Annotated in this window: 22 protein-coding genes; 13 read left to right on the forward strand and 9 right to left on the reverse strand. The window is 65.9% G+C overall.

What is annotated here, in order from left to right; all coding sequences use genetic code 11:
• Window positions 1-14 precede the first annotated feature (14 nt).
• Genes BFF94_RS25750 through BFF94_RS25770 form a run of 5 tightly spaced genes read left to right on the forward strand, consistent with a single transcriptional unit; the run spans window position 15 to window position 6,870 of the window.
• Window positions 15-1,304, forward strand: a complete 1,290-nt coding sequence (locus BFF94_RS25750) for a glycosyltransferase (protein ID WP_128844363.1) — start codon at window positions 15-17, stop codon at window positions 1,302-1,304.
• A complete protein-coding gene (locus BFF94_RS25755; protein WP_219140004.1) occupies window positions 1,301-2,896 on the forward strand; it encodes a DHA2 family efflux MFS transporter permease subunit in 1,596 nt (531 codons plus the stop codon). Before BFF94_RS25750 ends, BFF94_RS25755 begins: the two co-directional genes overlap by 4 nt.
• A gap of 10 nt (window positions 2,897-2,906) precedes the next feature.
• Window positions 2,907-3,845: a glycosyltransferase family 2 protein gene (locus tag BFF94_RS25760; protein WP_219140005.1), complete on the forward strand. Its 939-nt coding sequence runs from the start codon at window positions 2,907-2,909 to the stop codon at window positions 3,843-3,845.
• 8 nt (window positions 3,846-3,853) lie between these two features.
• Window positions 3,854-5,680, forward strand: a complete 1,827-nt coding sequence (locus tag BFF94_RS25765) for an efflux transporter outer membrane subunit (RefSeq protein WP_219140006.1) — start codon at window positions 3,854-3,856, stop codon at window positions 5,678-5,680.
• On the forward strand, window positions 5,680-6,870 hold the full coding sequence (locus tag BFF94_RS25770; protein ID WP_219140007.1) for an HlyD family secretion protein: 1,191 nt from the start codon (window positions 5,680-5,682) through the stop codon (window positions 6,868-6,870). Before BFF94_RS25765 ends, BFF94_RS25770 begins: the two co-directional genes overlap by 1 nt.
• On the opposite strand, the gene BFF94_RS25775 is transcribed toward BFF94_RS25770, so the two are convergent.
• A complete protein-coding gene (locus BFF94_RS25775; protein ID WP_158062119.1) occupies window positions 6,858-7,010 on the reverse strand; it encodes a hypothetical protein in 153 nt (50 codons plus the stop codon). The genes BFF94_RS25770 and BFF94_RS25775 overlap by 13 nt on opposite strands.
• A gap of 118 nt (window positions 7,011-7,128) precedes the next feature.
• On the opposite strand from BFF94_RS25775, the gene fdhA reads away from it, so the two are divergent.
• Window positions 7,129-8,325: a formaldehyde dehydrogenase, glutathione-independent gene (fdhA, locus tag BFF94_RS25780; RefSeq protein ID WP_128849607.1), complete on the forward strand. Its 1,197-nt coding sequence runs from the start codon at window positions 7,129-7,131 to the stop codon at window positions 8,323-8,325.
• A 428-nt stretch (window positions 8,326-8,753) separates the two neighbouring features.
• Here fdhA and BFF94_RS25785 read toward each other — a convergent pair whose 3' ends face one another.
• The 3 genes from BFF94_RS25785 to BFF94_RS25795 all read right to left on the reverse strand — a co-directional run bounded on the left by BFF94_RS25785 (window position 8,754) and on the right by BFF94_RS25795 (window position 12,302).
• A complete protein-coding gene (locus tag BFF94_RS25785; RefSeq protein WP_128849609.1) occupies window positions 8,754-9,776 on the reverse strand; it encodes a class I fructose-bisphosphate aldolase in 1,023 nt (340 codons plus the stop codon).
• Window positions 9,777-9,846: 70 nt separating this feature from the next.
• On the reverse strand, window positions 9,847-10,602 hold the full coding sequence (locus BFF94_RS25790) for a hypothetical protein (RefSeq protein ID WP_158062121.1): 756 nt from the start codon (window positions 10,600-10,602) through the stop codon (window positions 9,847-9,849).
• A 278-nt stretch (window positions 10,603-10,880) separates the two neighbouring features.
• Entirely contained in the window at window positions 10,881-12,302 is a 1,422-nt protein-coding gene (locus tag BFF94_RS25795; protein ID WP_128849615.1) for an aminotransferase-like domain-containing protein, read from the reverse strand.
• Window positions 12,303-12,565: 263 nt separating this feature from the next.
• Between BFF94_RS25795 and BFF94_RS25800 the strand changes: the two genes are divergently transcribed.
• Window positions 12,566-13,978, forward strand: coding sequence for a discoidin domain-containing protein (locus BFF94_RS25800; RefSeq protein WP_128849617.1), 1,413 nt, complete (start codon window positions 12,566-12,568; stop codon window positions 13,976-13,978).
• Window positions 13,979-14,218: 240 nt separating this feature from the next.
• Here the strand turns inward: BFF94_RS25800 and BFF94_RS25805 are convergent, their stop codons facing one another.
• From BFF94_RS25805 to BFF94_RS25820, 4 genes are read right to left on the reverse strand one after another with little or no spacing between them, the layout of a single operon-like run.
• Complete coding sequence (locus BFF94_RS25805; protein ID WP_246637407.1) at window positions 14,219-14,689, reverse strand: OmpA family protein; 471 nt, start codon at window positions 14,687-14,689, stop codon at window positions 14,219-14,221.
• The gene (locus BFF94_RS25810) at window positions 14,670-15,317 is read right to left on the reverse strand and encodes a M35 family metalloendopeptidase (protein WP_128849619.1); all 648 of its coding nucleotides are present in this window, start codon (window positions 15,315-15,317) and stop codon (window positions 14,670-14,672) included. The genes BFF94_RS25805 and BFF94_RS25810 overlap by 20 nt, the downstream gene beginning before the upstream one ends.
• Before the next feature lie 4 nt (window positions 15,318-15,321).
• Window positions 15,322-15,858 carry a PAAR domain-containing protein gene (locus tag BFF94_RS25815; protein WP_128849621.1) on the reverse strand — a complete coding sequence of 179 codons (537 nt, stop codon included), beginning with the start codon at window positions 15,856-15,858 and terminating at the stop codon, window positions 15,322-15,324.
• Window positions 15,859-15,868: 10 nt separating this feature from the next.
• Entirely contained in the window at window positions 15,869-16,531 is a 663-nt protein-coding gene (locus BFF94_RS25820; protein WP_246637408.1) for a hypothetical protein, read from the reverse strand.
• A 139-nt stretch (window positions 16,532-16,670) separates the two neighbouring features.
• Here BFF94_RS25820 and BFF94_RS25825 point away from each other — a divergent pair, with 139 nt between their 5' ends.
• On the forward strand, window positions 16,671-16,835 hold the full coding sequence (locus tag BFF94_RS25825) for a M35 family metallo-endopeptidase (RefSeq protein WP_246637409.1): 165 nt from the start codon (window positions 16,671-16,673) through the stop codon (window positions 16,833-16,835).
• Window positions 16,828-17,238: an OmpA family protein gene (locus BFF94_RS25830; RefSeq protein WP_128849627.1), complete on the forward strand. Its 411-nt coding sequence runs from the start codon at window positions 16,828-16,830 to the stop codon at window positions 17,236-17,238. Before BFF94_RS25825 ends, BFF94_RS25830 begins: the two co-directional genes overlap by 8 nt.
• A gap of 368 nt (window positions 17,239-17,606) precedes the next feature.
• Here BFF94_RS25830 and BFF94_RS25835 read toward each other — a convergent pair whose 3' ends face one another.
• Window positions 17,607-18,632, reverse strand: coding sequence for a GlxA family transcriptional regulator (locus BFF94_RS25835; protein ID WP_128849630.1), 1,026 nt, complete (start codon window positions 18,630-18,632; stop codon window positions 17,607-17,609).
• Between the two features lie 448 nt (window positions 18,633-19,080).
• Here BFF94_RS25835 and BFF94_RS25840 point away from each other — a divergent pair, with 448 nt between their 5' ends.
• From BFF94_RS25840 to BFF94_RS25855, 4 genes are all read left to right on the forward strand, one after another.
• Window positions 19,081-20,355: a serine hydroxymethyltransferase gene (locus tag BFF94_RS25840; protein ID WP_128849632.1), complete on the forward strand. Its 1,275-nt coding sequence runs from the start codon at window positions 19,081-19,083 to the stop codon at window positions 20,353-20,355.
• 31 nt (window positions 20,356-20,386) lie between these two features.
• Window positions 20,387-21,358: a dipeptidase gene (locus BFF94_RS25845; protein WP_128849635.1), complete on the forward strand. Its 972-nt coding sequence runs from the start codon at window positions 20,387-20,389 to the stop codon at window positions 21,356-21,358.
• A 138-nt stretch (window positions 21,359-21,496) separates the two neighbouring features.
• The gene (locus BFF94_RS25850) at window positions 21,497-22,030 is read left to right on the forward strand and encodes a DUF5943 domain-containing protein (protein WP_128849637.1); all 534 of its coding nucleotides are present in this window, start codon (window positions 21,497-21,499) and stop codon (window positions 22,028-22,030) included.
• A gap of 76 nt (window positions 22,031-22,106) precedes the next feature.
• Complete coding sequence (locus BFF94_RS25855) at window positions 22,107-24,170, forward strand: NADH:flavin oxidoreductase (RefSeq protein WP_219140008.1); 2,064 nt, start codon at window positions 22,107-22,109, stop codon at window positions 24,168-24,170.
• Window positions 24,171-24,172 lie beyond the last annotated feature (2 nt).

Raw genomic sequence — 24,172 nt, forward strand, 5'->3', positions numbered from 1 at the left:
CCGCGAGGCGCGCGATGGCGAAGATGATCGTGACCGCGATCGGCTCGGCGGGCGACGTGCATCCGCTGCTCGGCGTCGCACGCACGCTCGCGGCGCGCGGTCACGACGTCGTGTTCTGCACGCATGCGCCGTTCGAGGCGGCCGTGCGCCGTTGCGGGTTCGCGTTCGTGCCGGTCGGCACCGCGGCCGAATACGAGGCCGCGATGGCGAACCCCGCGCTGTGGGATCCGCGCACGTCGTTCCGCACGCTGTGGCAGGTGATCGCGCCGACGCTGCGCCCGCATTACGACGCGCTGCGTGCGCTGACCGACGGCAATACGGTGCTCGTCGGCACGCTGTGGGCGTTCTCCGCGCGCTTCATGCAGGAGCTGCACGGCACGCCGTACGTGTCGGTGCAGGTGTCGCCGTCGACGCTGCTGTCCGCGCATGCGCCGCCGACGCACCCGCGCCTGACGATTCCCGCGCGCTGGCCGCTGCCGGTGAAGTCGGCGCTGATGACGCTGATCGAGCGCCAGGTGCTCGACCGCGTCTGCGGCCCCGCGCTCGACGCGGTCCGCCGCGATCTCGGGCTTGCGCCCGCGCGGCGCGTGCTCGGCCGCTGGCTGCATTCGACCGACGGCGTGCTGTGCCTGTTTCCCGGCTGGTTCGCGCCGTCGCAGCCCGACTGGCCGTCGAATCATCTGCAAAGCGGCTTTCCGTTGTTCAACGATATCGCGACTCCCGACGAAGATGTGGCACTCGATGCGTTTCTCGCGGCTGGTGAAGCCCCGGTCGTGTTTACGGCCGGTTCGACACGCGTCGATCACGCGGCGTATGCGCGTGCGGTGGCGGACGCGCTGCGCGCGACCGGCGCGCGCGGGATCCTGCTGACGCCGCACGATGCGGCACCGGAGCCGGACGGCAACCGGTTGCTCGTGCGCCGCTTCGTGCCGATGCGCACGCTGCTGCCGCGTTGCCGCGCGCTCGTGCATCACGGCGGGATCGGCACCGCGGCGCTCGCATACGAGGCCGGAATCGTGCAGGTCGTCACGCCGTTCGCGCACGACCAGTTCGACAACGCGCAACGTGTCGTCGCGAGCGGCAGCGGCGTGCGCGTCGACGGCCCGGTCGACGGAGAACGTCTCGGCGCGGCGCTCGCGCACGTGCTCGACGAACCCGCGTTCGCGGTGCATGCGGCGCGCACGCGTGCGCTGCTCGCGGCCGCGCCGGACGGCTGTGATGCGGCCGCCGATTTCATCGAACGGTTCGAGCCGAAGCGCGGGCGGGCGGCCGCTCGCGCCGATGTCGCGGTGGCCGGCGCATGAGCACCGCGTCGCCGCTTCACGACGGGCCCGTCGCGCCGTCCGCGTTCGACGTGCCGGCTCCCGTGCCGGCCGCGCAGCCGGTGCGTGGCATCCGGCTCGCGCTGCTGACGTTCGCGCTGTCGCTCGCGACCTTCATCGAGGTGCTCGACTCGACCGTGACGAACGTCGCGGTGCCGGCGATCTCCGGCAGTCTCGGCGTATCGAACAGCCAGGGCACGTGGGTGATCAGCTCGTATTCGGTCGCGGCGGCGATCGCGGTGCCGCTGACGGGCTGGCTCGCCCGCCGCGTCGGCGAGCTGCGGCTGTTCGTCGGCGCCGTGCTGCTGTTCACGCTGACGTCGCTGCTGTGCGGGCTCGCGCGCGACCTGCATGTGCTGGTGATCTGCCGTGCGCTGCAGGGGCTGTGTTCGGGGCCGATGGTGCCGCTGTCGCAGACGATCCTGTTGCGCACGTTCCCGCCGGACAAACGCACGATCGCGCTCGCGCTGTGGGCGATGACGGTGCTGCTCGCGCCGATCTTCGGGCCGGTGGTCGGCGGCTGGATCGTCGACAACTTCTCGTGGCCGTGGATCTTCCTGATCAACTTGCCGATCGGGCTGTTCGCGTTCGCGGTCTGCACCGCGATGCTGCGCCCCGACGCGCAGCGCGGCGCGGCCGGCCCGATCGACGTGCCCGGCATCGTGCTGCTCGTGATCGGCGTCGGCTCGCTGCAGGCCGTGCTCGATCTCGGCCACGATCGCGGCTGGTTCGATTCGCCGCTGATCCTCGCGCTGGCGATCGTCGCCGGGCTGTCGATCGTGTCGCTGCTGATCTGGGAGGCGGGCGAGGCGCATCCCGTGGTCGATCTCAGCCTGTTTCGCGACCGCACGTTCTCGTTCTGCGTGCTGATCATCTCGCTCGGGATGATGAGCTTCTCGGTGGTCGGCGTCGTGTTCCCGCTGTGGATGCAGGCCGTGATGGGCTACAACGCGTTTCACGCGGGGCTTGCGACCGCGTCGCTCGGCGTGCTCGCGCTCGTGTTCTCGATCCTCGTCGGGCTGCATGCGCACCGCTTCGATGCGCGCGTGCTCGCGACGTTCGGCTTCCTCGTGTTCGCGGCCGTGCTCGCGTGGGACGCGCATTTCACGCTGAAGATGACGTTTGCGCAGATCGCCGCGCCGGGGCTGATCCAGGGGATCGGGCTGCCGTGCTTCTTCATTCCGCTGACCGCCGCGACGCTGTCGCGCATTCCGGACGACAGGCTCGCCGCCGCGTCGAGCCTGTCGAATTTCCTGCGCACGCTGTCGGCCGCGTTCGGCACCGCGATGAGCGTGACGCTGTGGGACAACCGCGCGACCTATCACTACGACGTCGTATCGCAATCGGTCACGCATGCGTCGGCGAACACGCAGCGTTTCGTGCACACGCTGAACGCGATGGGCGTGGACGGCGTGCGCGAGCTGACGTCGCTGCACCAGATCGTGATGCAGCAGGCGTACATGATGGCGACCAACGACATGTTCTGGATGGCGAGCATGACGTGTCTCGCACTCGCGGCGATGATGTGGCTGACGCGGCCGAAGCGCGGCGCGGCCGCGTCGCTCGGGCATTGAGGAGAGGAACATGACGACACTCGGCGCACTCGTGATCCTGTATCACCCGAGCGATGTGCAGCTTGACGCGCTCCGTGCATGGCGGCACGCGTGCGATGCGCTGCTCGTCGTCGACAACACGCCGCAGCCCGATGCGCGGGCGCGCGAGCTGTGCGAGCGCGAAGGCATCGCGCTGCTCCATCACGGCAATCGCGGCGGGATCGCGGGCGCGTACAACGCGGGGCTCGCGGCGCTGTTTCGCGACCGCATCGACGCCGTCGCGCTGTTCGACCAGGATTCGTCGGTGCCGGCCGCGTATTTCCCGGCGATGCGCGATGTCTGCGCGGGGCTTGGCGGGCGCGCGTTCCTGGCCGGCCCGCGCATCTTCGACGAGAACGCGCGCAGCTTCCTGCCCGAACTCGCGACCAACGGCCTCGGGCTGCGCCGCCTGCGGATCGAGCCGGGCGCGCCGCCGCTGCGCTGCGCATTCCTGATCTCGTCGGGCTGCGTCGTGTCGCGCGACGCGTTCGACGTGCTCGGCCGCTTCGACGAGACGCTGTTCATCGATCACGTCGACACCGAATACAGCTTCCGCGCGCTGTCGCGCAACGTGCCGCTCTATGTCGTGCCGTCGCTGGTGCTGTCGCACCGGATCGGCGCGAAGCAGCGTCACGCGATCGGCCCTTTTGAAATGACGTCGATGAATCACTCGTGGCAACGGCGCTACTACAGCGCGCGCAATGCAGTGCAGCTCGGGATGCAGTACGGGCTGCGCTTTCCGGTGGCGATCGTGCCGAATCTGCTGACCCTGTGGCAGGTCGTGCAGATCGCGCTCGTCGAGCGCGACAAGCGCGCGAAGCTCGCAGGCATCCTGTTCGGCGTCGCGGACGGCCTGTTCGGCCGGCTCGGCCCGCTCGAGCGCACGCAGCCGCGTCTGGCCGCGCGTGCGCAGCGTATTCAGCAGGGGTGAGGGGCGCGATGCGGCGTGTGAAAAAAGCGGCGGGTCCGGCGCGTGGCGTGAAGGGCAGCGCGATGATCGCGGTGGCGGCCGCGCTGTTGGCGCTGGGCGGATGCGTGCCGTCGGGCTTCCTGCCGTCGCTGTCGCTGCGCGCGCCGGCCGACGATGCGCTCGCGCATACGGCCGGCCCCGGCGCGAACGGCGCGTGGCCCGCGCCCGACTGGGTAAAGCAGCTGCAGGATCCGCAGCTCGACGCGCTGGTTGCCGAGGCGTCGCAGAACAGCCCCGACCTGCAGGTCGCGCAGGCGCGGCTGCGGATCGCGCAGGCACAGCTTCAGCAGTTCGATTCGCTGACGGGGTTGACGGGCACCGCCGGCGCGACGATCAGCCGTGCGCGGATGCCGAAGCCGGGCGACGACGTCGCCAACGTGTCGGTCAGCGGCTATCGCGTACCCGTCGAGATCTTCGGCGATCCGAACACCTCGCCGTCGTCGGTGTTCGTCGGGCTGACCTACCAGCTCGACCTGTGGGGGAAGAACCGCGCCGCGACGAAGAGCCTGATGTCGCTGCGCGAAGCGGCACGGGTCGAGGCCGAGCAGGTGCGGCTCACGCTGTCGGTCGCGATCGTCACCGTGTATTGCCAGCTCGACCAGGCGTATGCGACGCAGGATCTGCTGCAGCAGAAGCTGAGGGTCAGCCAGCGCGTGACGACCGTGCTGCGCGAGCGCACCGCGCGCGGGCTCGACAACGCGTACGACGCGAGCGACGCGTCGATCAAGCGCAGCAGGCTGCTCGCGCAGATCGCGCTGAACGACGAGCAGATCAAGCTCGCGCAGCTGCAGCTCGGCGTGCTGTCGGGCCGCGGCCCCGAGCGCGGGCTCGCGCTGCAGCGGCCGCGCGTCGGCACGTTCGCCGGCGGCGCGGTGCCCGCGCGGCTGCCGGCCGATCTCCTTGGCCGCCGGCCCGACATCGTCGCCGCGCGGCTGCGCGTCGAAGCCGCGTTCGCGAATGCGGATTCGACGCGTGCGCAGTTCTATCCGGACGTGAACCTCGTCGCGCTCGGCGGCGTGTTTGCGCTGACGCCCGCGTCGCTGTTCTCGCGCGATTCGCTCGCAGGCTCCGTCGGCCCCGCGATCTCGCTGCCGATCTTCGACCGTGGCCGGCTGAAGGCGAAGCTCGGCGCGGATGTCGCGCAGGCCGACGTCGCGATCGGGCTGTACAACAAGACCGTCGACGACGCGCTCGGGCAGGTCGCGCAGATCGTCACGTCGCTGCAAACGTCGCAGACGCTCGTCACGCAGCAGCAGGACGCGGTCGCGGCCGCGCAGAAGATCGTGCAGATCGCGGCCGACCGTCACCGGCGCGGCGTGCTGATGCAGAAGGATGTCGATGTCGCGGATCTCACGCTGATCGACGAACGCGCGCAGATGATCGCGCTGCTCGGCCGGCAGCGGACGCTGCGCGTCGGGCTGATCGGCGCGCTGGGCGGCGGGTTCGATGCGGGCGCAACGGTGGCGCAGGCGCCGGCCGTGCACCGGGCGCGCAGCGGGGCGGCAACGCGCGGTGCCGCGACTGGTCCGGCTGCCGCGATCGCGAGCCGGGCGGCGGCGGGGCCGTCGACCGGAACGCAAGCGGGCAGCGGTGCAGTGCCGCCGGCCGCCGATACATCGAATGCCGGACCCGCGCGACGCGACGAGGCAGCGCGCCCGCCGGCTGCCGGTACCGCACCTCGCGGCACCCCCGTTCTCGCGCGCACGGCCTCGGCGAGTCCTGCGCCGAGCCCGTCGGTCATGCCGCCGATCCCCCTGTTCCAGCACGATCGTCTGATCGTCACGCAAAGCGACTGATGCACCACGACAACCTTCATACCGCCGCGCCGCCGGCCGCGCTGAACGATCCGGCACTCGATGCGCGCCGCGCGACGCGCCGCAAGCGCTTCGTGGTGTTCTTCGCGATCGTGCTGCTGGCCGCGCTCGCATGGATCGCGTACTGGCTGCTGAGCGACCGCTATTACGAGGACACCGACGACGCGTATGTCGCGGGCAGCATCGTGCAGGTCGCCGCGCAGATCCCGGGGGCCGTGACCGACGTGCTGGTCGCCGATACGCAGGCCGTGCGCGCCGGGCAGACGCTCGTGCGGCTCGACGACACCGAGGCGTCCGTTGCGTTCGCGCAGGCGAAGGCGCAGCTCGCGCAGGCCGTGCGGCAGGTTGCGAACGCGAAGATCTCGAACACGATGTACGTCGAGGCCGTGAATGCACGGCGCGCCGACCTGTCGCTCGCGCAGCGCGCGCTCGCCGCGCGCTCGGGCGCGTCGGTCGAGATCGTCGCGCCCGAGGAGCTGGCGCGTGCGCGCGCGGCCGCCGCCGGCGCGCAGGCGAATCTCGCGGCCGCGCAGGCGCAGCTCGATGCGGCGCGCGCGCTCGGCAGCAAGCTGCCCGTCGACGAAAGCCCGGCCGTCGTGCAGGCGGCCGCGCAGTTCAAGCTCGCGTACCGGAACCTGAAACGCACGACGATCGTCGCGCCGGTCGACGGCACGATCGGGCAGCGCTCGGTGCAGGTCGGCCAGCAGGTCGGGCCCGGCGTGCCGCTGATGTCGATCGTGCAGTTGAACCGGCTGTGGATCGAGGCGAATTTCAAGGAAGGGCAGATCCGCCACATGCGCGTCGGGCAGCCGGTCGAGGTCGTGTCGGATCTCTACGGCTCGCGCATCGCCTATCGCGGCCGCGTGCAGGGCTTCTCGGCGGGCACGGGCAGTGCGTTCTCGATGCTGCCGTCGCAGAACGCGGCCGGCAACTGGATCAAGGTCGTGCAGCGCGTGCCGGTCGTGATCGCGATCGATGCGCGCGATCTCGCCGCGCATCCGCTGCGCGTCGGGCTGTCGATGCGCGCGACGGTCGACACGCACGACCGCAACGGCCACGCGCTCGACAGCGAGCCGCCGACGCCGGCCGTCAGCACGCGCGTGCACGACGGCGTCGCGAGCGACGCGGAAGCGGCGGCGGCCGCGATCATCCGCGAGAATCAGGGCGGGTAGCGGCCGCCGAAACAGGGGCCGGGTCGGTCGCCGGGATCGACCAGCCCCGCCGCCGCGCGCCACCCGTCATGGCGCACGCCCGTCGTCGTCCCGCCGACTTTCGCATTTCCGCCATCGATGTCGGCGCCGATCAAACGCATGTCGCGTTTGAGACATCGGCGCCCCTGCCTCCCGGACTACTCTCGAACAGCGCGTTACGCGTGCGCCGCATGGGTCGGCACGCCGCGGCGCCATCCAACGAGACATGGAGACAATACGATGAGCAGCAATCGAGGTGTCGTCTATCTTGGGCCGGGCCAGGTCGAAGTCCAGAACATCGATTATCCGAAGATGGCCGATCCGAGCGGCCGCGCGATCGGCCACGGCGTGATCCTGAAGGTGGTGAGCACGAACATCTGCGGCTCCGACCAGCACATGGTGCGCGGCCGCACGACCGCACCGGTCGGCCTCGTACTCGGTCACGAGATCACGGGCGAGGTGGTCGAAGTGGGCCGCGACGTCGAGACGCTGAAGATCGGCGATCTCGTGTCGGTGCCGTTCAACGTCGCATGCGGCCGCTGCGCGATGTGCAAGGACACGCATACGGGCGTGTGCCTGAACGTGAACCCGTCGCGTGCCGGCGGCGCATACGGCTACGTCGACATGGGCGGCTGGATCGGCGGCCAGGCCGAGTACGTGCTCGTGCCGTACGCGGATTTCAACCTGCTGAAATTCCCCGACCGCGACCAGGCAATGGCGAAGATCCGCGACCTGACCTGCCTGTCCGACATTCTGCCGACCGGTTATCACGGCGCGGTGAGCGCGGGCGTGAAGCCGGGCTCGACGGTCTATATCGCGGGTGCGGGCCCGGTCGGGATGGCGGCGGCCGCATCGGCGCGCCTGCTCGGCGCGGCCGTGACGATCGTCGGCGACATGAACGCGGAACGTCTCGCGCATGCGCGGGCGATGGGCTTCGAGACGGTTGACCTGTCGAAGGACGCATCGCTGGGCGAGCAGATCGAGCAGATCCTCGGCGTGCCCGAGATCGACTGCGCGGTCGACTGCGTCGGCTTCGAGGCGCATGGCCACGGTTCGTCGGGTCATTCGGAGGAAGCGCCCGCGACGGTGCTGAACTCGCTGATGGAAATCACGCGACCGGCCGGCGCGATCGGCATCCCGGGCCTGTACGTGACGGACGATCCGGGCGCGAAGGACAAGGCCGCGCAGCACGGCAGCCTGAGCATCCGCTTCGGCCTCGGCTGGGCGAAGTCGCACTCGTTCTTCACGGGCCAGACGCCGGTGCTGAAGTACAACCGCAACCTGATGCAGGCGATCCTGTTCGACCGGCTGCCGATCGCGAAGATCGTCAACGTCGAAGTGATCTCGCTCGACCAGGCGCCGGAAGGCTACAAGAAGTTCGACGGCGGCGCGCCGCGCAAATTCGTCATCGACCCGCACGGGTTGCTGGCGGCGTAACGCGGCCGACCACCGCACGACAATCGAAGGGGCCGGGGCGGTCAAGCGCCTCGGCCCTTTGTGCGTTCGGGAAGCGCGCGCACAGTGCCCTCGATGGAGCCGGGCGAGTGCGATGGCGTTCGATTCGGATCGCCGTGCGGGCCCTGGGTGCGTGCTCACGCGGCGCATCGGCGTCCGGGCATGACGGGCCGCATCGTGCCTGCTCCGCGGTTCCGCGGTTCCGCGGTTCCGCGTTGTGCAGTGCGGCGGTGTGCATCCTGAATCCGCACTGCGTGCAGCGGCAGCACACGACATGCCGCGACCACGCATGCGCGGTCAGCACACCTGTCAGCGTGTCGCGTGCGGCGATTTTCCGGTTTGGCAGGACATGCACGATCCGACAAGGTCACGCGTGAACGATCGACCGGGCGTCATTCGCCCGGCTCCGTTCAGGCGGTGCGCTCCATCGCGGCGTCGTACTGACCGCGGCAGGCCGCACTGTTCAGGCGTGCGCGCAGCAGCAGCGCATCCTGCGCGGCGCGTACGTTGGCCGCCTGTCCCTTCCACGCGGCCAGCGGCGGCTCCTGCAGCGCGCGTCCATATGAAAAGCTCAGCAGCCACGGCCGCCCGGCAACGCGATTCATCGCGTCGAGATGCGCCGTCGCTTCCTCGGGCGTCTGTCCGCCGGACAGGAAGAAGATGCCGGGCACTTCGGCCGGCACGGCGCTGCGCAACAGGCGCACCGTCGCCTCTGCGACTTCGGCGGGGGCCGGCTGTGCGGTGTGCGTGCTGCCCGCGACGACCATGCTCGGCTTGAGCAACATGTGCGCCAGCACGACCCGGTGCCGGTGCAGCGCGTCGAACACGGCGTGCAGCACGGCGTCGGTCACTTGCGCGCAGCGGCCGATCGAATGATCGCCGTCCATCAGCACTTCCGGCTCGACGATCGGCACGACGCCGGCCTCCTGGCAGATCGCCGCATAGCGCGCCAGCGCTTCGGCGTTTGCTTTGATCGCCGCATGGCCCGGCAGCGTGGCGGACACGTTGTACACCGCGCGCCATTTCGCGAACCGCGCGCCTTGCCGCTGGTAGCCGTCGAGGCGCGCCGCAAGGCCATCGAGTCCTTGCGTGATTTCGTCGCCGGGCGCGAGCGCGAGCGGAATCTTGCCCGCGTCGACCTTGATGCCGGGCACGATCTGCTGGCGAGCGGCGAGTTCGGGCAACGGCGTGCCGTCGTTCGCACATTGCCCGAGCGTCTCTTCATACAGGATCACGCCGCTGACGAATTCACCGAGGCCCGGCGTCGACAGCAACAGGGTGCGCCATGTGCGGCGATTCTCTTCGGTCGATTCGACCGCGATCGTCTTGAAGCGCTTCGCGATGGTCGGCCCGCTTTCGTCGGCCGCCAGCAAGCCTTTGCCATCCTGAACGAGTGCCTGGATCGTCGCCTGGAGTGCGCTCTCGGTGCTCATGGAATTCCTCCGCTGAAACCGTCACGCGGCCGTGCCGGCCGCCCGCTGTTCACTTGGCCGGACCGCGCGCTCAGTGGCTGCGATAGAGTTGCGCGATGTCGATGCTGCCGGTGGTGGCACGCCGCGTATGCCGATTGTGCAGGCCCACACGGCGGATCGCATGCGTGCGATGCGCGGAATAGCGGCCGCGTTTCCAGTTCACCGCGCGAACCGTGCCGGTGTGCGTCCGGACAGGTGCGCGCATCGACGGCGCGGCTTGTGCAACCGCCATCAGGCCGGCGGATTCGCCGGCGTCCGGGCCGTCGCGTCGAGCGGCCGCCATCGGCGTTCCGTCAGTCGAATGAAACGGATAGACGGGCGCCGGCAAGACCGGCAGCACCGGATCGTCCGACGCATGCAGGCCGGCATCGATCGCCGTCGCGCCCGATGCATCCGAACCACGACACACCGGATCGGCGTTGCACGTCCGGTCGACCATCACGTAGCCGCCGACCAGCAGCACGAGCGTCACGATGCTCAGGATCGGCGCGCTCGATGCGCGAGGCTGCCGGAAGGACGCGTTGCGAAGCGTACGCGCGACGCGCGACGACCACGTATCGAAGCGTTGCACTGCTCGCGTGGCATGCGTGTTGTCCTGCTCGCGGCGTATCGGTTCGAACGGCCAGTTCCACTGGCCGCAGACGGGGCAGTGCTCGAGCGCGCGGAAGGCCACGAAGCCGCATTCCCTGCAGCGGCAGCACGCGGGATGCCGCGCTTCGGCGCGCGTATAGAGGATGGCGCGCCAGGCATCGCGCGCGCGGACGTTACGGTTGGGCAGGACTCGCATCGCGGGAAGCAGAAGGGCGCCGTCAACGCGGCAAACGTTCGCCGATCGTCATGACTTGTTCCTGCAAGGCAATCGATCGGCCCGTGCCGCCATCGAACGGAGCACGCGTCGTCGACGGTCGTTCGCATGCGTAGCACATGGGATTCTCCATAACATCTGACGCGCGGAACGCGGTCGTCCGCGGCTGTCTCCCGCTTCATTCTTGGTCGCTTGAGCACGAAACGCAAGGTGCATGTCGATCGTCGCGATCCGCGCGCAGGCGAACCACGCGTTCCGCGCTAACCGTCCTGCCGCTGCCGGGCCGCGAGCGTCCCGATGGTCTCCATCGCGCGCTCGACGGCGGGCGTCCATGGCCGGCCGTAATTGAGCCGAAGATAGCGGCGAAATCCGCCGGTCGCGGAAAAGATCGGCCCCGGCGCGATGCTGACACCGCGTTCCATCGCATCGCCGAACAGGTGCATCGCATCCACATACGGCGGCAGTTCGATCCACAGGAAATACCCGCCGTGCGGCGCGAACACTTCGGTGTCGGCCGGAAAATACGCTTGCACGGCCGCCACCATCTGCGCCTGGTGAGCGGCGAGATTGCGGCGCAGTTTGCGCAGGAAGCGGTCGTACCCGCCGTCGCGCAGGTAGCTCGAAATCGCCAGCTGCGCGGGCACGTCGGCAGCCGGCGCGCTCGCGCCTTTCGCCTGCCGGATCTGCCGAACGTAGCGCCCGGCCGCGACCCAGCCGACCCGGAACCCGGGCGCGAGGCATTTCGAGAACGAACCGCAATGCAGGACGAGCCCGCTGTCGTCATACAGTTTGGCGGGGCGTATGGGCGCCGGCTCGAACTGCAGTTCGCCGTACACGTCGTCCTCGATCAGCGGCACGCCGTGCGACGCGAGCAGGTCGATCAGCGCACGCTTGCGCTCGTCGGTCAACGTCGCGCCGGTCGGATTGTGGAAGGACGTCATGAACCAGCACGCGCGCACCGGATGCGTGTCGAGCGCCTCGGCGAGCGCGTCGAGGTCGAGGCCCGTGCGCGGGTCGACCGGGATCTCGACGGCCTTCAGGTGCAGGCGCTGCACGGCCTGCAGTACCGCGTGGAATGCGGGCCGTTCGATCGCGACGATGTCACCGGGGTGCGTCAGCGCCTGCAGGCTGAGCGTCAGCGCTTCGAGCGCACCGGTCGTGATGATGATTTCTTCCATCGGCAACGCCGCGCCCGCGTTCAGGTAGCGCAACGCGATCTGGCGCCGCAGCGCGTCGTTTCCGGGCGGCAATCCCGACAGCAGTTTCGTGCGGTCCATGTTGCGGGCCGCCGACGCTACGTAGCGCCACAGGCTGCTCATCGGGAACAGTGAATAGCTGGCGAATGCCGAGCCGAGCGGGACGATGTCGTCGCGTTTGAGGGAGTCGAGCAGGCGGAGCAGTGCACCGTCGCCGCTGGTTTGCGCGGTGGCGTGCTTGTGCGGCGGATCGTGGCCGAACCTTACGTGCTTGTCTTTGAGGTTCGCAACGAAATAACCGGAGCGCGCACGCGCGACGATCAGACCCTCGCTTTCGAGCGCGTAGTACGCGCGAAACACGGTGGACGGGCTCACGCTATACGCACGACAGGCCGCGCGCACGGTTGGGATGCGTGCACCGGCCGCCAGGTCGCCGCGCCGGATTGCATCCGAGATCGTCTGTGCCAGCGCCGCATATCGCTTCATGCCTGCCTCCCGGCCGCCAGAAGCCTCGCTCAAAAAAGAGTAGCACGGCACCCGTCACGCGCAAGCGTTCCCCCAATCGCTGATCCGCATGTTTTTCAGGCGCTCTGATCCTTTTCTATCGTCTGACTTGACGGCATCCTTGCAAACTTTGTTCCCGATGTCCGATTGATACGGAGTTCACGTTGCCCGGCGACGGATCCGCGGCCCGCGCGTCTTGCGCGGGACCTTGTCTTCGGCGTCCTTATCTTACGGAAGCATTCAGCGTGAAATTGAAAACCCTCGTCGCGGGCCTCGTGGCCGGCATCGCCCTCAACCTGGCTGGCGGCACCGCACAGGCTGCCTGCATCAGCAATCCCGCGGCCCAGCCGAACACAACGTTTCCCGCCGCGCTGACCGGCAAGCTCGTCTATCACAGCTACGTCAACTACGGCGACGGCACGAGCCAGCTGTTCCTCTACGACTTCGCGGCCCATGCGCTGACGCAACTGAGCAAGAGCGCGTGGGGCATCACCGATCCGATGAACGGCGTGTTCAGCCCCGACGGCAAGTGGATCGCGTTCATGGGCATCAGCAACGGCGCATGGAACGTGTTCATGCTGCAGCTCGGCGCCGGCACGCCGCCCGTGAACATGACGAACAGCACGGGCGCGACGCGCAACGAGGATCCGAAATTCAGCAAGGACGGCAAGACGCTCGTGTTCAAGCAGAACGGCGACGTCAAGCAGGCGACGCTGTCGTACACGAGCGCGGGTCCGACGTTCACGTCGGTCGTGAGCCTGACGAATGCGCCGGCCGGCGCCGAATATTCGATGCCGTTTCTCGCGCCGGATTCGAGTGCCGTGTACTACGCGACCGGTACCGGCGCGAACATGGGGCTGATGAAGCGCACGATCGCGACCGGCGCGACCGCCGTGTTCGATCATCCGGCCGGGCTGCAGACGTACTACCCGATCGTGCGCGCGGACGGCATGGTGTTCTACGCGCGCTGGAAGGACAGCGGCCAGGCCGACCAGATCTACGCGAAGACTGCCGACCCGGCGTCGACGCCGAACGCGTTGCCGATCAACGACTGCATCAGCAACAACTCGGACCCGGCGCCGGTGAGCGGCACGAACTACGTGTTTTTCTCGTCGACGACGGCGGGCGGCTATCAGCTCTATGTGGGCGATGTGACGACCGGCCAGCGCTGGAGCCTGTCGCAGTTCGGCGTGAATGCCGATGCGACGAAGGCCAAGCTCGGGTCGAGCTACTACGGCGGCCCGGCCGTCGCACAGCCGACGCTGCTGTCGCAAGGGCGTCCGGCCGCCGCGTCGGCGAGCTACAACGCATCGCTCACGCCGGACAAGGCGTTCGACGGCAACGCCACCAGCACGCGCTGGGATTCGCCGGAAGGCACGGGTGTCGATCCGCAATGGATCTCCGTGGATCTCGGCGCGACGAAGACCATCAGCAGCATCGATCTCTACTGGGACGCGGGCGCGCTCGTCTACCAGATCCAGACGTCGAACGACAACGCGAACTGGACGACGATCTACTCGACGAGCAACGGCGTGTCGTACACCCACGTGACGTTGCCGAACCTGAACGGGCATGGCCGCTACGTGCGGATGCTCGGCACGAAGCGGGCAACGCAGTGGGGTTATTCGCTCTACGAAATGCAGGTGTGGGGATCGTAAGCGCGAGCCGGAAGCGGCCTTCAAGGCCGCCGCATAGTGTCGGTCCCATTGCCGCAGCGATCGCTGATACGTAGCAGATTCCGGTATCTCGATGTTTTGGGAAATCGCTGTGGGTGCATTCCGTCAATCGCGGGCGATGGGCTGACCGGACGAGGGAAGACGCAGGCGAAGGAAGGCGCTGGAAAGGCACGAAGAAGACGGCCCGCTTCGCGCGGGCCGGTCCGAATGCTCTGTGTTACGTCAACGTGCGTTAGGTATCGGGTTCAGGTTCGGGCAGCAGTGGTTGGGGCATCCCGGGCCGAAAGTGATCTCGACGCGCCGCCCCGTATCGTCAAACTTGCTCGCGGGAAACGGCAACTTGTAGATTCGCGCGATGACGGAATTTCGTTCGCCTCGAATCGAAAATTGATCCAACGCGGCTTTGACATTCGCTGCACGTCGTTGAGCAAGGGCTTCCGGGTCTTTCTCCGTCGGTTCCGCTAGGCCGACAACGGACACCACATCGACAATGGAAAAGCGATTGCGCATGTCGGTTGACCACACTGATAGCTTCGCCAGCTCGGCGATAGATAGGTCGCTCGAACCATTGTCGAATCGAACGTCGAAATCCCAGCCGGGCAGGTTGGACGGACCATCACACGCGGATGCCGCATGTGTGCAGCTCAACGCGAGCACGGCGGCAGTCAGGAATTTAGTCAATGTCAACGACATACCCTGCGATGCTGTCGGCGTTGTTGATTGCCAAGTCGGGATTTGATTGCCCCCAGCCGGGAAGCAACGGGGTAATCGTATATTGGTCATCGGTTGACGACATTGTGTCGTGGAAATGGGTTGCTTCATGAATGATAGTTGATACGTGAGAATCAGCATTCGCAGTCCACGGGCGCATCTTGCAGAATCGCGCGCTGATGGCGATCGTATGTGTTGCCGTGTCCGGCGCGCATACGTGAGCGGCTTCATTGGCTGTTCCGCGCGGATGAGGCGTGCAACCCGTCGCCAGATCGCCATCACTGCCGCTTCGAACGACATTGTTTTCGTTGAACGCCCGAACTACGCCAAGCACCTTCGTTAAACCGGTTAGCAAGTGCATGCGTGTTCTTTTGTCGTCTCGACCGAACCACTTGAACACGCGGTCCTTGTCGTGCTTTGACCACTTGTTCAAATCTGCTATGCGAATCGTCAATCGGTCGACCGCGCGCCCCTGCGCCACGGCAAACATCTGACGGAATTCCGAGTTCGTCATGTTTTCGCAAATCGGCCGCAAGTCGACGTCCGCGAAATGCTGCGATCCTGCGATGGTGTTTGTCGTTGTCTCGGCAACGGTAGTTTGATTCCCCATCTTCTCAATCCTCGATTACAAGCTTCAAAGTCTGTGCGTCTTCGGTCTGCACGCGCACGGTACAGCCGTGCCGATCACTCACGCCGGACGTAAGCACGTTCCCGGAACGATCCTTGATCCAATAGCGCACGTTGCCTAACGGCTGCTTTGTCCGCACGTCGCGGATCACGAACTGATCGTCATGGATTCCCGACCTGGGTGCATGTGTAGCGGGAACGTAAGCCGAACGCGCGCCGAACGGGATCGCTGCATTGTGGCCGCCGTCGCCCCCGTAAAAAATTGTGCTGTCGCTACCCGCGATCAGTCGGTTTTGCCCGCATGGACAGAGTACGGCGTCGCCCTCTAGAGCAACGCATCGCCCGTGGTGAATCATGCGCTGCGCACCGCCCACTATCGGGAACGCCCCTTCGCAATTTCCGCACGTCGCCTTGTCGCCATCCAGGGCTACCTGCTTGCCGTGATTGAACATCGTAGACGTAACGGCGATGACGACGCCGCCCGTTGTCGTCGGGTCGCCGTTCCTGACTGCTCGTCGGCTCATAGTCGTTTCCTCAATCGAAGTGGGTAAAGACCCAATCGGCAGACTCGGGGTCATAGATCGCGTATTGATCGATCGCCGCGCCTTCAACGGCGATGGTCGGCGGCTTATGTGCCAATGCTTCGGCCTCTGCATCGGCTATCTGATCAGCGGTCCACGTATCCATCATGTCGAGCGTCTTGCTGAACCCGGATAGCCCGGCCCGTAGATAGGCTGTTTCGATTCGTTCGACCACGCTATCGGGGAAACGGATGGTGAAGTGGTCGCGATGTTCGACCGGCACATCGAAGGATGCGAAGGTGTAGGTCATCAACGGATGACCGGCATCGGAAACCATCAGGCGGCCTCCGGTCGCCCCATAGGCATAGTTCACGGCGACCAACAGTCGGCCATGCTGTTCCATAAAACGACGGGTATCGACTTGCCGGAAATCGATCGGCAAAAAGCGGTCGTCGTTGCGCGCGAGCGTTCGGGAACCCATGACCGCATCAAGGGGCGAAAGGTAGGTGCAAATAAACGGATCGCTCGTGCAGATCATTTGCATGTTGCCGCTATACATCGGATCTATTGCGTCGGGAGCATAGGCCGGTGCGGTGTGTAGCTGCTGCACCATCGCGTAAAGCCGGATCGATGAGTGAAGAAGATACGGACAATCGGCATGTTCTTTTTCTGTCATAGGCTCGGATGTTTTATGCATGGACGAGCTGTAGACATTCGCCGGTAACAATCGATCTGTCTATGGGACGAGTATGATTTGTATTTCGTACTCCGACTAATTTTGTACAATGCGTCAATTTTCATGGAACAAGGATTCCATGGTTTCCACGCTGATTCATGAAGCTAGTCATTTCAATGATACGATGGGCGCCAATGATCGCCGCTATTTCATCGCGAAGTGCTTAACCTTTGGGGCGGAGAATCCGGCCAAATCCATTAACAACGCCGACAGCATTGCAGGATGCGTAATTTACAATGCATAAAATCATCATCGGTTTATTGCTGGTGGCGTCGAATTCAACATTCGCGTGCACGGCAAGCGAGAATTTTGATATTTACTTTGATATAAATAGTTCGGTCATACAAAATTCTGAAGTCGTTCGCGTCGCAAATCGGGTTGCCGATATAAAAAATTATTATGCCAACCACGCAACCGGAGAAGCTACATTAATTAGCGGCCACGCCGAAGAAAGCGAGCGCCTGCCCCAAGAGCTTGCAAAATCACGATTGCAAGCCGGGCGGGAACTGTTGGAGCAATTGGGATTTCTACGCGGGACCGTTCGCGCAAGCACACGCGTCTATTCGCATGACGACGTGGACAACGGGCGGCGCGTGGAAATTTCCTTCTTGCCCGATTGCCCTAACAAGTGCTGCACGGGCAACTAACATGACAGGCGACACGCGAGCTGTTAAATGAGATGTAGCGGACGCGATCACGTGACGGACGCGGAATTTCTGCTCTCGGAGATAGCCCGGCTTGGACGGGCGGCACTGGTCGCCGCGACGCCGCCCCGATCCCCGGCGAACGCTGTTTCGTAACGGGAGCGAACGGGGAAGGCGGGTAATCGGCGCCTACAGCGGTCGTGCCGTCAGGTGAGGTGGTTCGAAACCATCGCGTCGAAAGTCAACACCTCTGCGTAGTGTTTGCAACCACGCATTTCCAACCTTTCCTCTCGAAAAAATGCCGTTCAGTTGCTGAACTGAACGGCATCAGTCTTCAAGACCGCAGGATTTTTTTCCGCGCAGCGCGCGCGTCACATATGGACCAGATGGGCCGGGAACGCCGTGGCGCCGATTGCCGCCCCCTGCGCCAGCGGCGCGACCTGCTTGCGGCGCTCCCGCGTCGGCGCGACGCCGAACGCGTCGCGATAGCTCTTGCTGAAGTGGCACGCCGACTGGAAGCCGCACGCCATCGTGATGTGCATGATCGACATGTCGGTCTGCAGCAGCAGTTCGCGCGCGCGGCGCAGCCGCAGCGTCAGGTAGTAGTGCGTCGGCGTCATCCCGAGGTGTTCGCGGAACAGCCGCTGCAACTGCCGCTGCGACATGTTCGCGAGCCGCGCGAGTTCCTCGCGCGACAGCGGCTCCTCGATGTTGTTCTCCATCAGCGAGATCACTTCGAACAGCGATTTGTTCGCCGAGCCGAGCCGCGCGACGAGCGGCATGCGTTGCTGCGCGCTCGTGTCGCGCACGTGTTCGACGATGAACTGCTCGGCGATCTGCGTGACGCGCGCGGTGCCCACGCGCGCGGCGATCAGGTTCAGCATCATGTCGAGCGGCGCGACGCCGCCCGTGCACGTGATGCGGTCGCGGTCGATCACGAACAGTTCCTTCAGGAAGCGCGTGTCCGGAAACTCTTCCTTCAGCGCCGACATGTTTTCCCAGTGGATCGCGCAAGCGTAGCCCGCGAGCAGCCCCGACTTCGCGAGCGCATAAGTGCCCGTGCACAGGCTGCCGAGCGGCAGCCCCAGGCGCGCGAAGCGGCGCAGCGTCGACAGATGGGCCGGCGTGGTCGCGCGCTGCACATCCACGCCGCCGCACACGAATACGATATCGGGCTGCCCGACGCATTCGGCTGGGCCGGTGTCGACCGACAGGCCGTTGCTCGCCATGACCGGGCCGCCGTCCGGGCTGATCACCGACCAGCGGTAGAGCGGCTGGCCGCTCAGGTAGTTCGCCATCCGAAGCACCTCGATCGCATTGGTGAACGCGATCATCGTGAAATTCGGTAACGGCATGAACGCGAAGTGGGACAGCGACGCTGTGCGGTCGGGCGACATGGGGAGCGTTCCTAGAATCTCTAATAGCTTTTCGCCCGGGGGGCACGGGTCGGGCAGCGGTATTGTGTGAGCGAGCGCAACAAGCGTGCCATACGGCTAAACCCTAGCTCCATACGTTGTCTGGGCGTAAGGCCGATGTTGCACTGCACCGTATCCGGGATGTGCCGCACTTCGACCGGGCGGCAAACGCACTGCCGAAGTGCGTGTCCATAGGTGAACGGCCGACACCGTTTTTGTCGGTCATCCGAAAAAGCACGACCGGTCACTTGTATAAAACGGACGCGCATGGCGGAAAAGGCAAAGAACGCGTCTAAATTCATCAATCCGCCGAAAATCCGAACGACAAGAATAGAGCCGTTGGCAGCCTTGCATTGGGCAAGCGGGAAACCCAGGAAGGGCGGGCCTTGAGCTTCGGTTGCAGACCTTTATTCTTCGTCACGGACGCACTATGTCGAACCCCCAGCCTTTCTTCTCGCAGCCCCTTGCCGAGCGCGACGCGCCGGTGCGCAGCGCCATCCTGAAGGAACTCGAGCGTCAGCAGTCGCAGGTCGAGCTGATCGCGTCGGAAAACATCGTGTCGCGCGCCGTGCTCGAGGCGCAGGGCTCGGTGCTGACCAACAAGTACGCGGAAGGTTATCCGGGCAAGCGCTACTACGGCGGCTGCGAATTTGCGGACGAAGTCGAGGCGCTGGCGATCGAGCGCGTGAAGCAGATCTTCAACGCGGGCTATGCGAACGTGCAGCCGCACTCGGGCGCGCAGGCGAACGGCTCGGTGATGCTCGCGCTGGCCAAGCCGGGCGACACGGTGCTCGGCATGTCGCTGGACGCGGGCGGCCACCTGACGCACGGCGCGAAGCCGGCGTTGTCGGGCAAGTGGTTCAACGCCGTTCAGTACGGCGTGAACCGCGACACGATGCTGATCGATTACGACCAGGTCGAGGCACTCGCACACGAGCACAAGCCGAACCTGATCATCGCAGGCTTCTCGGCGTACCCGCGTGCGCTCGACTTCGCACGCTTCCGCGCGATCGCCGACAGCGTCGGCGCGAAGCTGATGGTCGACATGGCGCACATCGCCGGCGTGATCGCCGCGGGCCGCCACGCGAACCCGGTCGAGCACGCGCACGTCGTCACGTCGACCACCCACAAGACGCTGCGCGGCCCGCGCGGCGGCTTCGTGCTGACCAACGACGAGGAGATCGCGAAGAAGATCAACTCGGCCGTGTTCCCCGGCCTGCAAGGCGGCCCGCTGATGCACGTGATCGCCGGCAAGGCCGTCGCGTTCGGCGAAGTGCTGCACGCGGACTTCAAGACCTATATCGACAACGTGCTCGCGAACGCGCAGGCGCTCGGCGAGGTGCTGAAGGCGGGCGGCGTCGATCTCGTCACGGGCGGCACCGACAACCACCTGCTGCTGGTCGACCTGCGCCCGAAGGGCCTGAAGGGCGCGCCGGTCGAGCAGGCGCTGGAGCGCGCGGGCATCACCTGCAACAAGAACGGCATTCCGTTCGACACCGAGAAGCCGACCGTCACGTCGGGCATCCGCCTCGGCACGCCGGCCGGCACGACGCGCGGCTTCGGCGTCGCGGAATTCCGCGAAGTGGGCCGCCTGATCCTCGACGTGTTCGACGCGCTGCGCGCGAACCCGGAAGGCGACCACGCGACCGAACAGCGCGTGCGCCGCGAGATCTTCGCGTTGTGCGAACGCTTCCCGATCTACTGATCCGACCGACCCGACAATACTGGAGCAACTCATGAGCACGCTGCATCAAGACAGCATCATCATCGACGGACTGAACATCTCGAAGTTCGAGAAGCCGGTGTTCGAGGATATGCGCAAGGGTGGCATCACGGCCGCGAACTGCACCGTGTCGGTGTGGGAGAACTTCGCCAAGACCGTCGACAACATCGGCGTGATGAAGAAGAAGATCCGCGACAACGGCGAGCTGCTGACGCTGGTGCGCACGACGGACGACATCTTCCGCGCGAAGAAGGAAGGCAAGACCGGGATCATCCTCGGCTTCCAGAACGCGCATGCGTTCGAGGACAACCTCGGCTATATCGAAGCGTTCGCCGACATGGGCGTGCGCGTCGTGCAGCTTTGCTACAACACGCAGAACCTGGTCGGCACCGGTTGCTACGAACGCGACGGCGGGCTGTCGGATTTCGGCCGCGAAGTGATCACCGAGATGAACCGCGTCGGCATCATGGTCGACCTGTCGCATGTGGGCGGCAACACGTCGTCGGAAGCGATCGCGTTCTCGAAGAAGCCGGTGTGCTATTCGCACTGCCTGCCGTCGGGCCTGAAGGAGCATCCGCGCAACAAGAGCGACGCGCAGCTGAAGGAGATCGCCGATGCGGGCGGCTTCGTCGGCGTGACGATGTTCGCGCCGTTCCTGAAGCGCGGGATCGAAGCGACGATCGACGACTACATCGAGGCGATCGACTATGTCGTGAACTTGATCGGCGAAGACGCGGTCGGCATCGGCACGGATTTCACGCAGGATTTCGCGAAGGAATTCTTCGACATGCTGACGCATGACAAGGGCCGCTATCGCCAGCTGACGAACTTCGGCAAGGTGATCAACCCGGACGGCATCCGCACGATCGGCGAGTTCCCGAACCTGACCGCCGCGATGGAACGCCATGGCTGGAAGGAGTCGCGTATCCGCAAGATCATGGGCGAGAACTGGGTGCGCGTGTTCAAGGACGTGTGGGGCGCGTAAGCGCCGCGCCGGCCGAACCGCCACCCGCGATTCAACATTAAAAAATCGGGACGTGCCCGCGCAAGCCGCGCGGGCGCGCGGACGATGTCGCGCCTGCGCACTGCGCCGCGCGCCCAATTTCCTCACGGAGTCACCACGATGCAACCGCAACTGCCGATCAACGTCGATCCCGATACCGGCGTCTGGACCACCGACGCGCTGCCGATGCTGTACGTGCCGCGCCACTTCTTCACGAACAACCACGTCGCCGTCGAGGAAGCGCTCGGCGTCGATGCGTATGCCGAGATCCTCTACAAGGCCGGCTACAAGTCCGCATACCACTGGTGCGACAAGGAAGCCAAGCTGCACGGCCTGACCGGCATGGCCGTGTTCGAGCACTACCTGAATCGTCTGTCGCAGCGCGGCTGGGGCCTGTTCTCGATCATCGAGGCCGATCCGGCCGGCGCGCGCGCGAAGATCGAGCTGCGCCATTCGTCGTTCGTGCTCCAGCAGCCGGGCAAGGAAGGCAAGCTCTGCTACATGTTCGCGGGCTGGTTCGCGGGTGCGATGGACTGGGTCAACGACACGACGCCGGAAGGCAAGGGCGCGCCGCGCGCGCGATCGTCGGAAGTGCAGTGCGCGGCCGAGCATCACGACCATTGCGTCTTCGAAGTGTCGCCGATCGCGCACTGATGCGTTGATGCACTGATTCACTGAAACACGACAACACCCGCAACACGAGACATTCGAACGCCAGAGGTCGCCAGCGATGCGTTATCCCCACCTGTTCAAACCCATGCAGCTGAACCAGCTGACGCTGCGCAACCGGATCGTCAGCACCGCGCACGCGGAGGTGTATGCCGAGCCGGGCGGCCTGCCGGGCGACCGCTACATCCGCTACTACGAAGAAAAGGCGAAGGGCGGTGTCGGCCTGGCCATTTGCGGCGGGTCGAGCCCGGTGTCGATCGACAGCCCGCAGGGCTGGTGGAAATCGGTGAACCTGTCGACCGACAAGATCATCGATCCGCTCACGCGCCTCGCCGACACGATGCACAAGCACGGCGCGAAGATCATGATCCAGGCGACCCACATGGGCCGCCGCTCGTCGTTCCACGGCGAGCACTGGCCGCACCTGATGTCGCCGTCGGGCGTGCGCGAACCGGTGCACCGCGGCAACGCGAAGATCATCGAGATCGAGGAAATCCGCCGCATCATCGGCGATTTCGCGGCGGCCGCGAAGCGCGTGAAGGCCGCCGGCATGGACGGCATCGAAATCTCGGCGGCCCACCAGCACCTGATCGACCAGTTCTGGAGCAAGCGCTCGAACCACCGCACCGACGAATGGGGCGGCAGCCTGGAGAACCGCCTGCGCTTCGGCATCGAAGTCCTGACGGCCGTGCGCGAGGCGGTCGGCAAGGATTTCTGCGTCGGCCTGCGCATGTGCGGCGACGAATTCCACGAGGACGGTCTCGATCACGAGGCGCTGAAGGAAATCGCGCAGGCGATGTCGGAGACGGGCCTGATCGACTACCTGAGCGTGGTCGGGTCGGGCGGCGATACGCACAACACGATCGCCAACTGCATGCCGCCGATGGCGTTGCCGCCGGAGCCGTTCGTGCACCTCGCGGCCGGCATCAAGTCGGTCGTGAAGATTCCGGTGATGCACGCGCAGAGCATCCGCGATGCGGGCCAGGCCGAGCGCCTGCTCGCCACCGGCATGATCGACCTGGTCGGCATGACGCGCGCGCAGATCGCCGATCCGCACATGGTGATCAAGATCCGCGACGGCCGCGAAGACGAAATCAAGCAGTGCGTCGGCGCGAACTACTGCATCGACCGCCAGTACAACGGCCTCGACGTGCTGTGCATCCAGAACGCGGCCACCTCGCGCGAAGCGACGATGCCGCACGTCGTCGAGAAGTCGCGCGGCCCGAAGCGCAAGGTCGTGGTGGTGGGCGCCGGCCCGGCGGGCCTCGAGGCGGCGCGGGTTGCGAAGCTGCGCGGCCACGACGTCGTGCTGTTCGAGAAGAACGCCGAAGTGGGCGGGCAGGTGATGATCGCCGCGAAGGCGCCGCAGCGCGAACAGATGTCGGGGATCATCCGCTGGTTCGACATGGAAACGAAGCGCCTGGGCGTCGACCGCCGCCTCGGCGTGGCCGCCGACGAGAAGATGATCATGGCCGAGAAGCCGGATATCGTCGTGCTCGCGACGGGCGGCTCGAGCTTCACGTGGCAGGTGCCGGGCTGGGGCGTGGCCGAGGGTCTCGCCGTCAGCTCGTGGGACATCCTGACCGGCAAGGTCGAGCCGAAGCAGAACGTGCTGCTGTTCGACGGCGTGAGCACCCATGCGGGCGCGGGCGTGGCCGACTTCATGGCGAGCCGCGGCTCGAAGGTCGAGGTCGTCACGCCGGACGTGAAGGTGGCCGACGATTGCGGCGGCACGACGTTCCCGATCTTCTATCGCCGCCTGTACGCGTTCGGCGTGATCCCGACGCCGAACACGATGCTCGACCGTGTGTATGAAGAGGACGGCAAGATCATCGCCGTGCTGCGCAACGAGTACACGGAAGAACTGGAAGAGCGCGCGGTCGACCAGGTGGTGATCGAGAACGGTTCGTCGCCGAACGACGAGCTGTACTGGAAGCTCAAGCCGGAATCGCTGAACCGCGGCCAGATCGATCCGCACACGCTGTTTGCGGCCGAGCCGCAGCCGTGCCTGTCGGAAGAACTCGGCAACGGCCGTTTCCTGCTGTTCCGCGTCGGCGATTGCATCTCGATGCACAACGTCCACGGCGCGATCTACGACTCGCTGCGTCTCGTGAAGGATTTCTGAAG

The sequence above is a fragment of the Burkholderia catarinensis genome (assembly GCF_001883705.2).
Taxonomy (GTDB): Bacteria; Pseudomonadota; Gammaproteobacteria; order Burkholderiales; family Burkholderiaceae; genus Burkholderia; species Burkholderia catarinensis.

Coding starts and splice junctions, on each gene's coding strand:
- BFF94_RS25750 (WP_128844363.1), top strand. CDS start 15: ATGGCGAAGATGATCGTGACCGCGATCGGCTCGGCGGGCGACGTGCAT.
- BFF94_RS25755 (WP_219140004.1), top strand. CDS start 1,301: ATGAGCACCGCGTCGCCGCTTCACGACGGGCCCGTCGCGCCGTCCGCG.
- BFF94_RS25760 (WP_219140005.1), top strand. CDS start 2,907: ATGACGACACTCGGCGCACTCGTGATCCTGTATCACCCGAGCGATGTG.
- BFF94_RS25765 (WP_219140006.1), top strand. CDS start 3,854: ATGCGGCGTGTGAAAAAAGCGGCGGGTCCGGCGCGTGGCGTGAAGGGC.
- BFF94_RS25770 (WP_219140007.1), top strand. CDS start 5,680: ATGCACCACGACAACCTTCATACCGCCGCGCCGCCGGCCGCGCTGAAC.
- BFF94_RS25775 (WP_158062119.1), bottom strand. CDS start 7,010: ATGCGTTTGATCGGCGCCGACATCGATGGCGGAAATGCGAAAGTCGGC.
- fdhA (WP_128849607.1), top strand. CDS start 7,129: ATGAGCAGCAATCGAGGTGTCGTCTATCTTGGGCCGGGCCAGGTCGAA.
- BFF94_RS25785 (WP_128849609.1), bottom strand. CDS start 9,776: ATGAGCACCGAGAGCGCACTCCAGGCGACGATCCAGGCACTCGTTCAG.
- BFF94_RS25790 (WP_158062121.1), bottom strand. CDS start 10,602: ATGCGAGTCCTGCCCAACCGTAACGTCCGCGCGCGCGATGCCTGGCGC.
- BFF94_RS25795 (WP_128849615.1), bottom strand. CDS start 12,302: ATGAAGCGATATGCGGCGCTGGCACAGACGATCTCGGATGCAATCCGG.
- BFF94_RS25805 (WP_246637407.1), bottom strand. CDS start 14,689: ATGTCGTTGACATTGACTAAATTCCTGACTGCCGCCGTGCTCGCGTTG.
- BFF94_RS25810 (WP_128849619.1), bottom strand. CDS start 15,317: ATGGGGAATCAAACTACCGTTGCCGAGACAACGACAAACACCATCGCA.
- BFF94_RS25815 (WP_128849621.1), bottom strand. CDS start 15,858: ATGAGCCGACGAGCAGTCAGGAACGGCGACCCGACGACAACGGGCGGC.
- BFF94_RS25820 (WP_246637408.1), bottom strand. CDS start 16,531: ATGACAGAAAAAGAACATGCCGATTGTCCGTATCTTCTTCACTCATCG.
- BFF94_RS25825 (WP_246637409.1), top strand. CDS start 16,671: ATGGTTTCCACGCTGATTCATGAAGCTAGTCATTTCAATGATACGATG.
- BFF94_RS25830 (WP_128849627.1), top strand. CDS start 16,828: ATGCATAAAATCATCATCGGTTTATTGCTGGTGGCGTCGAATTCAACA.
- BFF94_RS25835 (WP_128849630.1), bottom strand. CDS start 18,632: ATGTCGCCCGACCGCACAGCGTCGCTGTCCCACTTCGCGTTCATGCCG.
- BFF94_RS25840 (WP_128849632.1), top strand. CDS start 19,081: ATGTCGAACCCCCAGCCTTTCTTCTCGCAGCCCCTTGCCGAGCGCGAC.
- BFF94_RS25845 (WP_128849635.1), top strand. CDS start 20,387: ATGAGCACGCTGCATCAAGACAGCATCATCATCGACGGACTGAACATC.
- BFF94_RS25850 (WP_128849637.1), top strand. CDS start 21,497: ATGCAACCGCAACTGCCGATCAACGTCGATCCCGATACCGGCGTCTGG.
- BFF94_RS25855 (WP_219140008.1), top strand. CDS start 22,107: ATGCGTTATCCCCACCTGTTCAAACCCATGCAGCTGAACCAGCTGACG.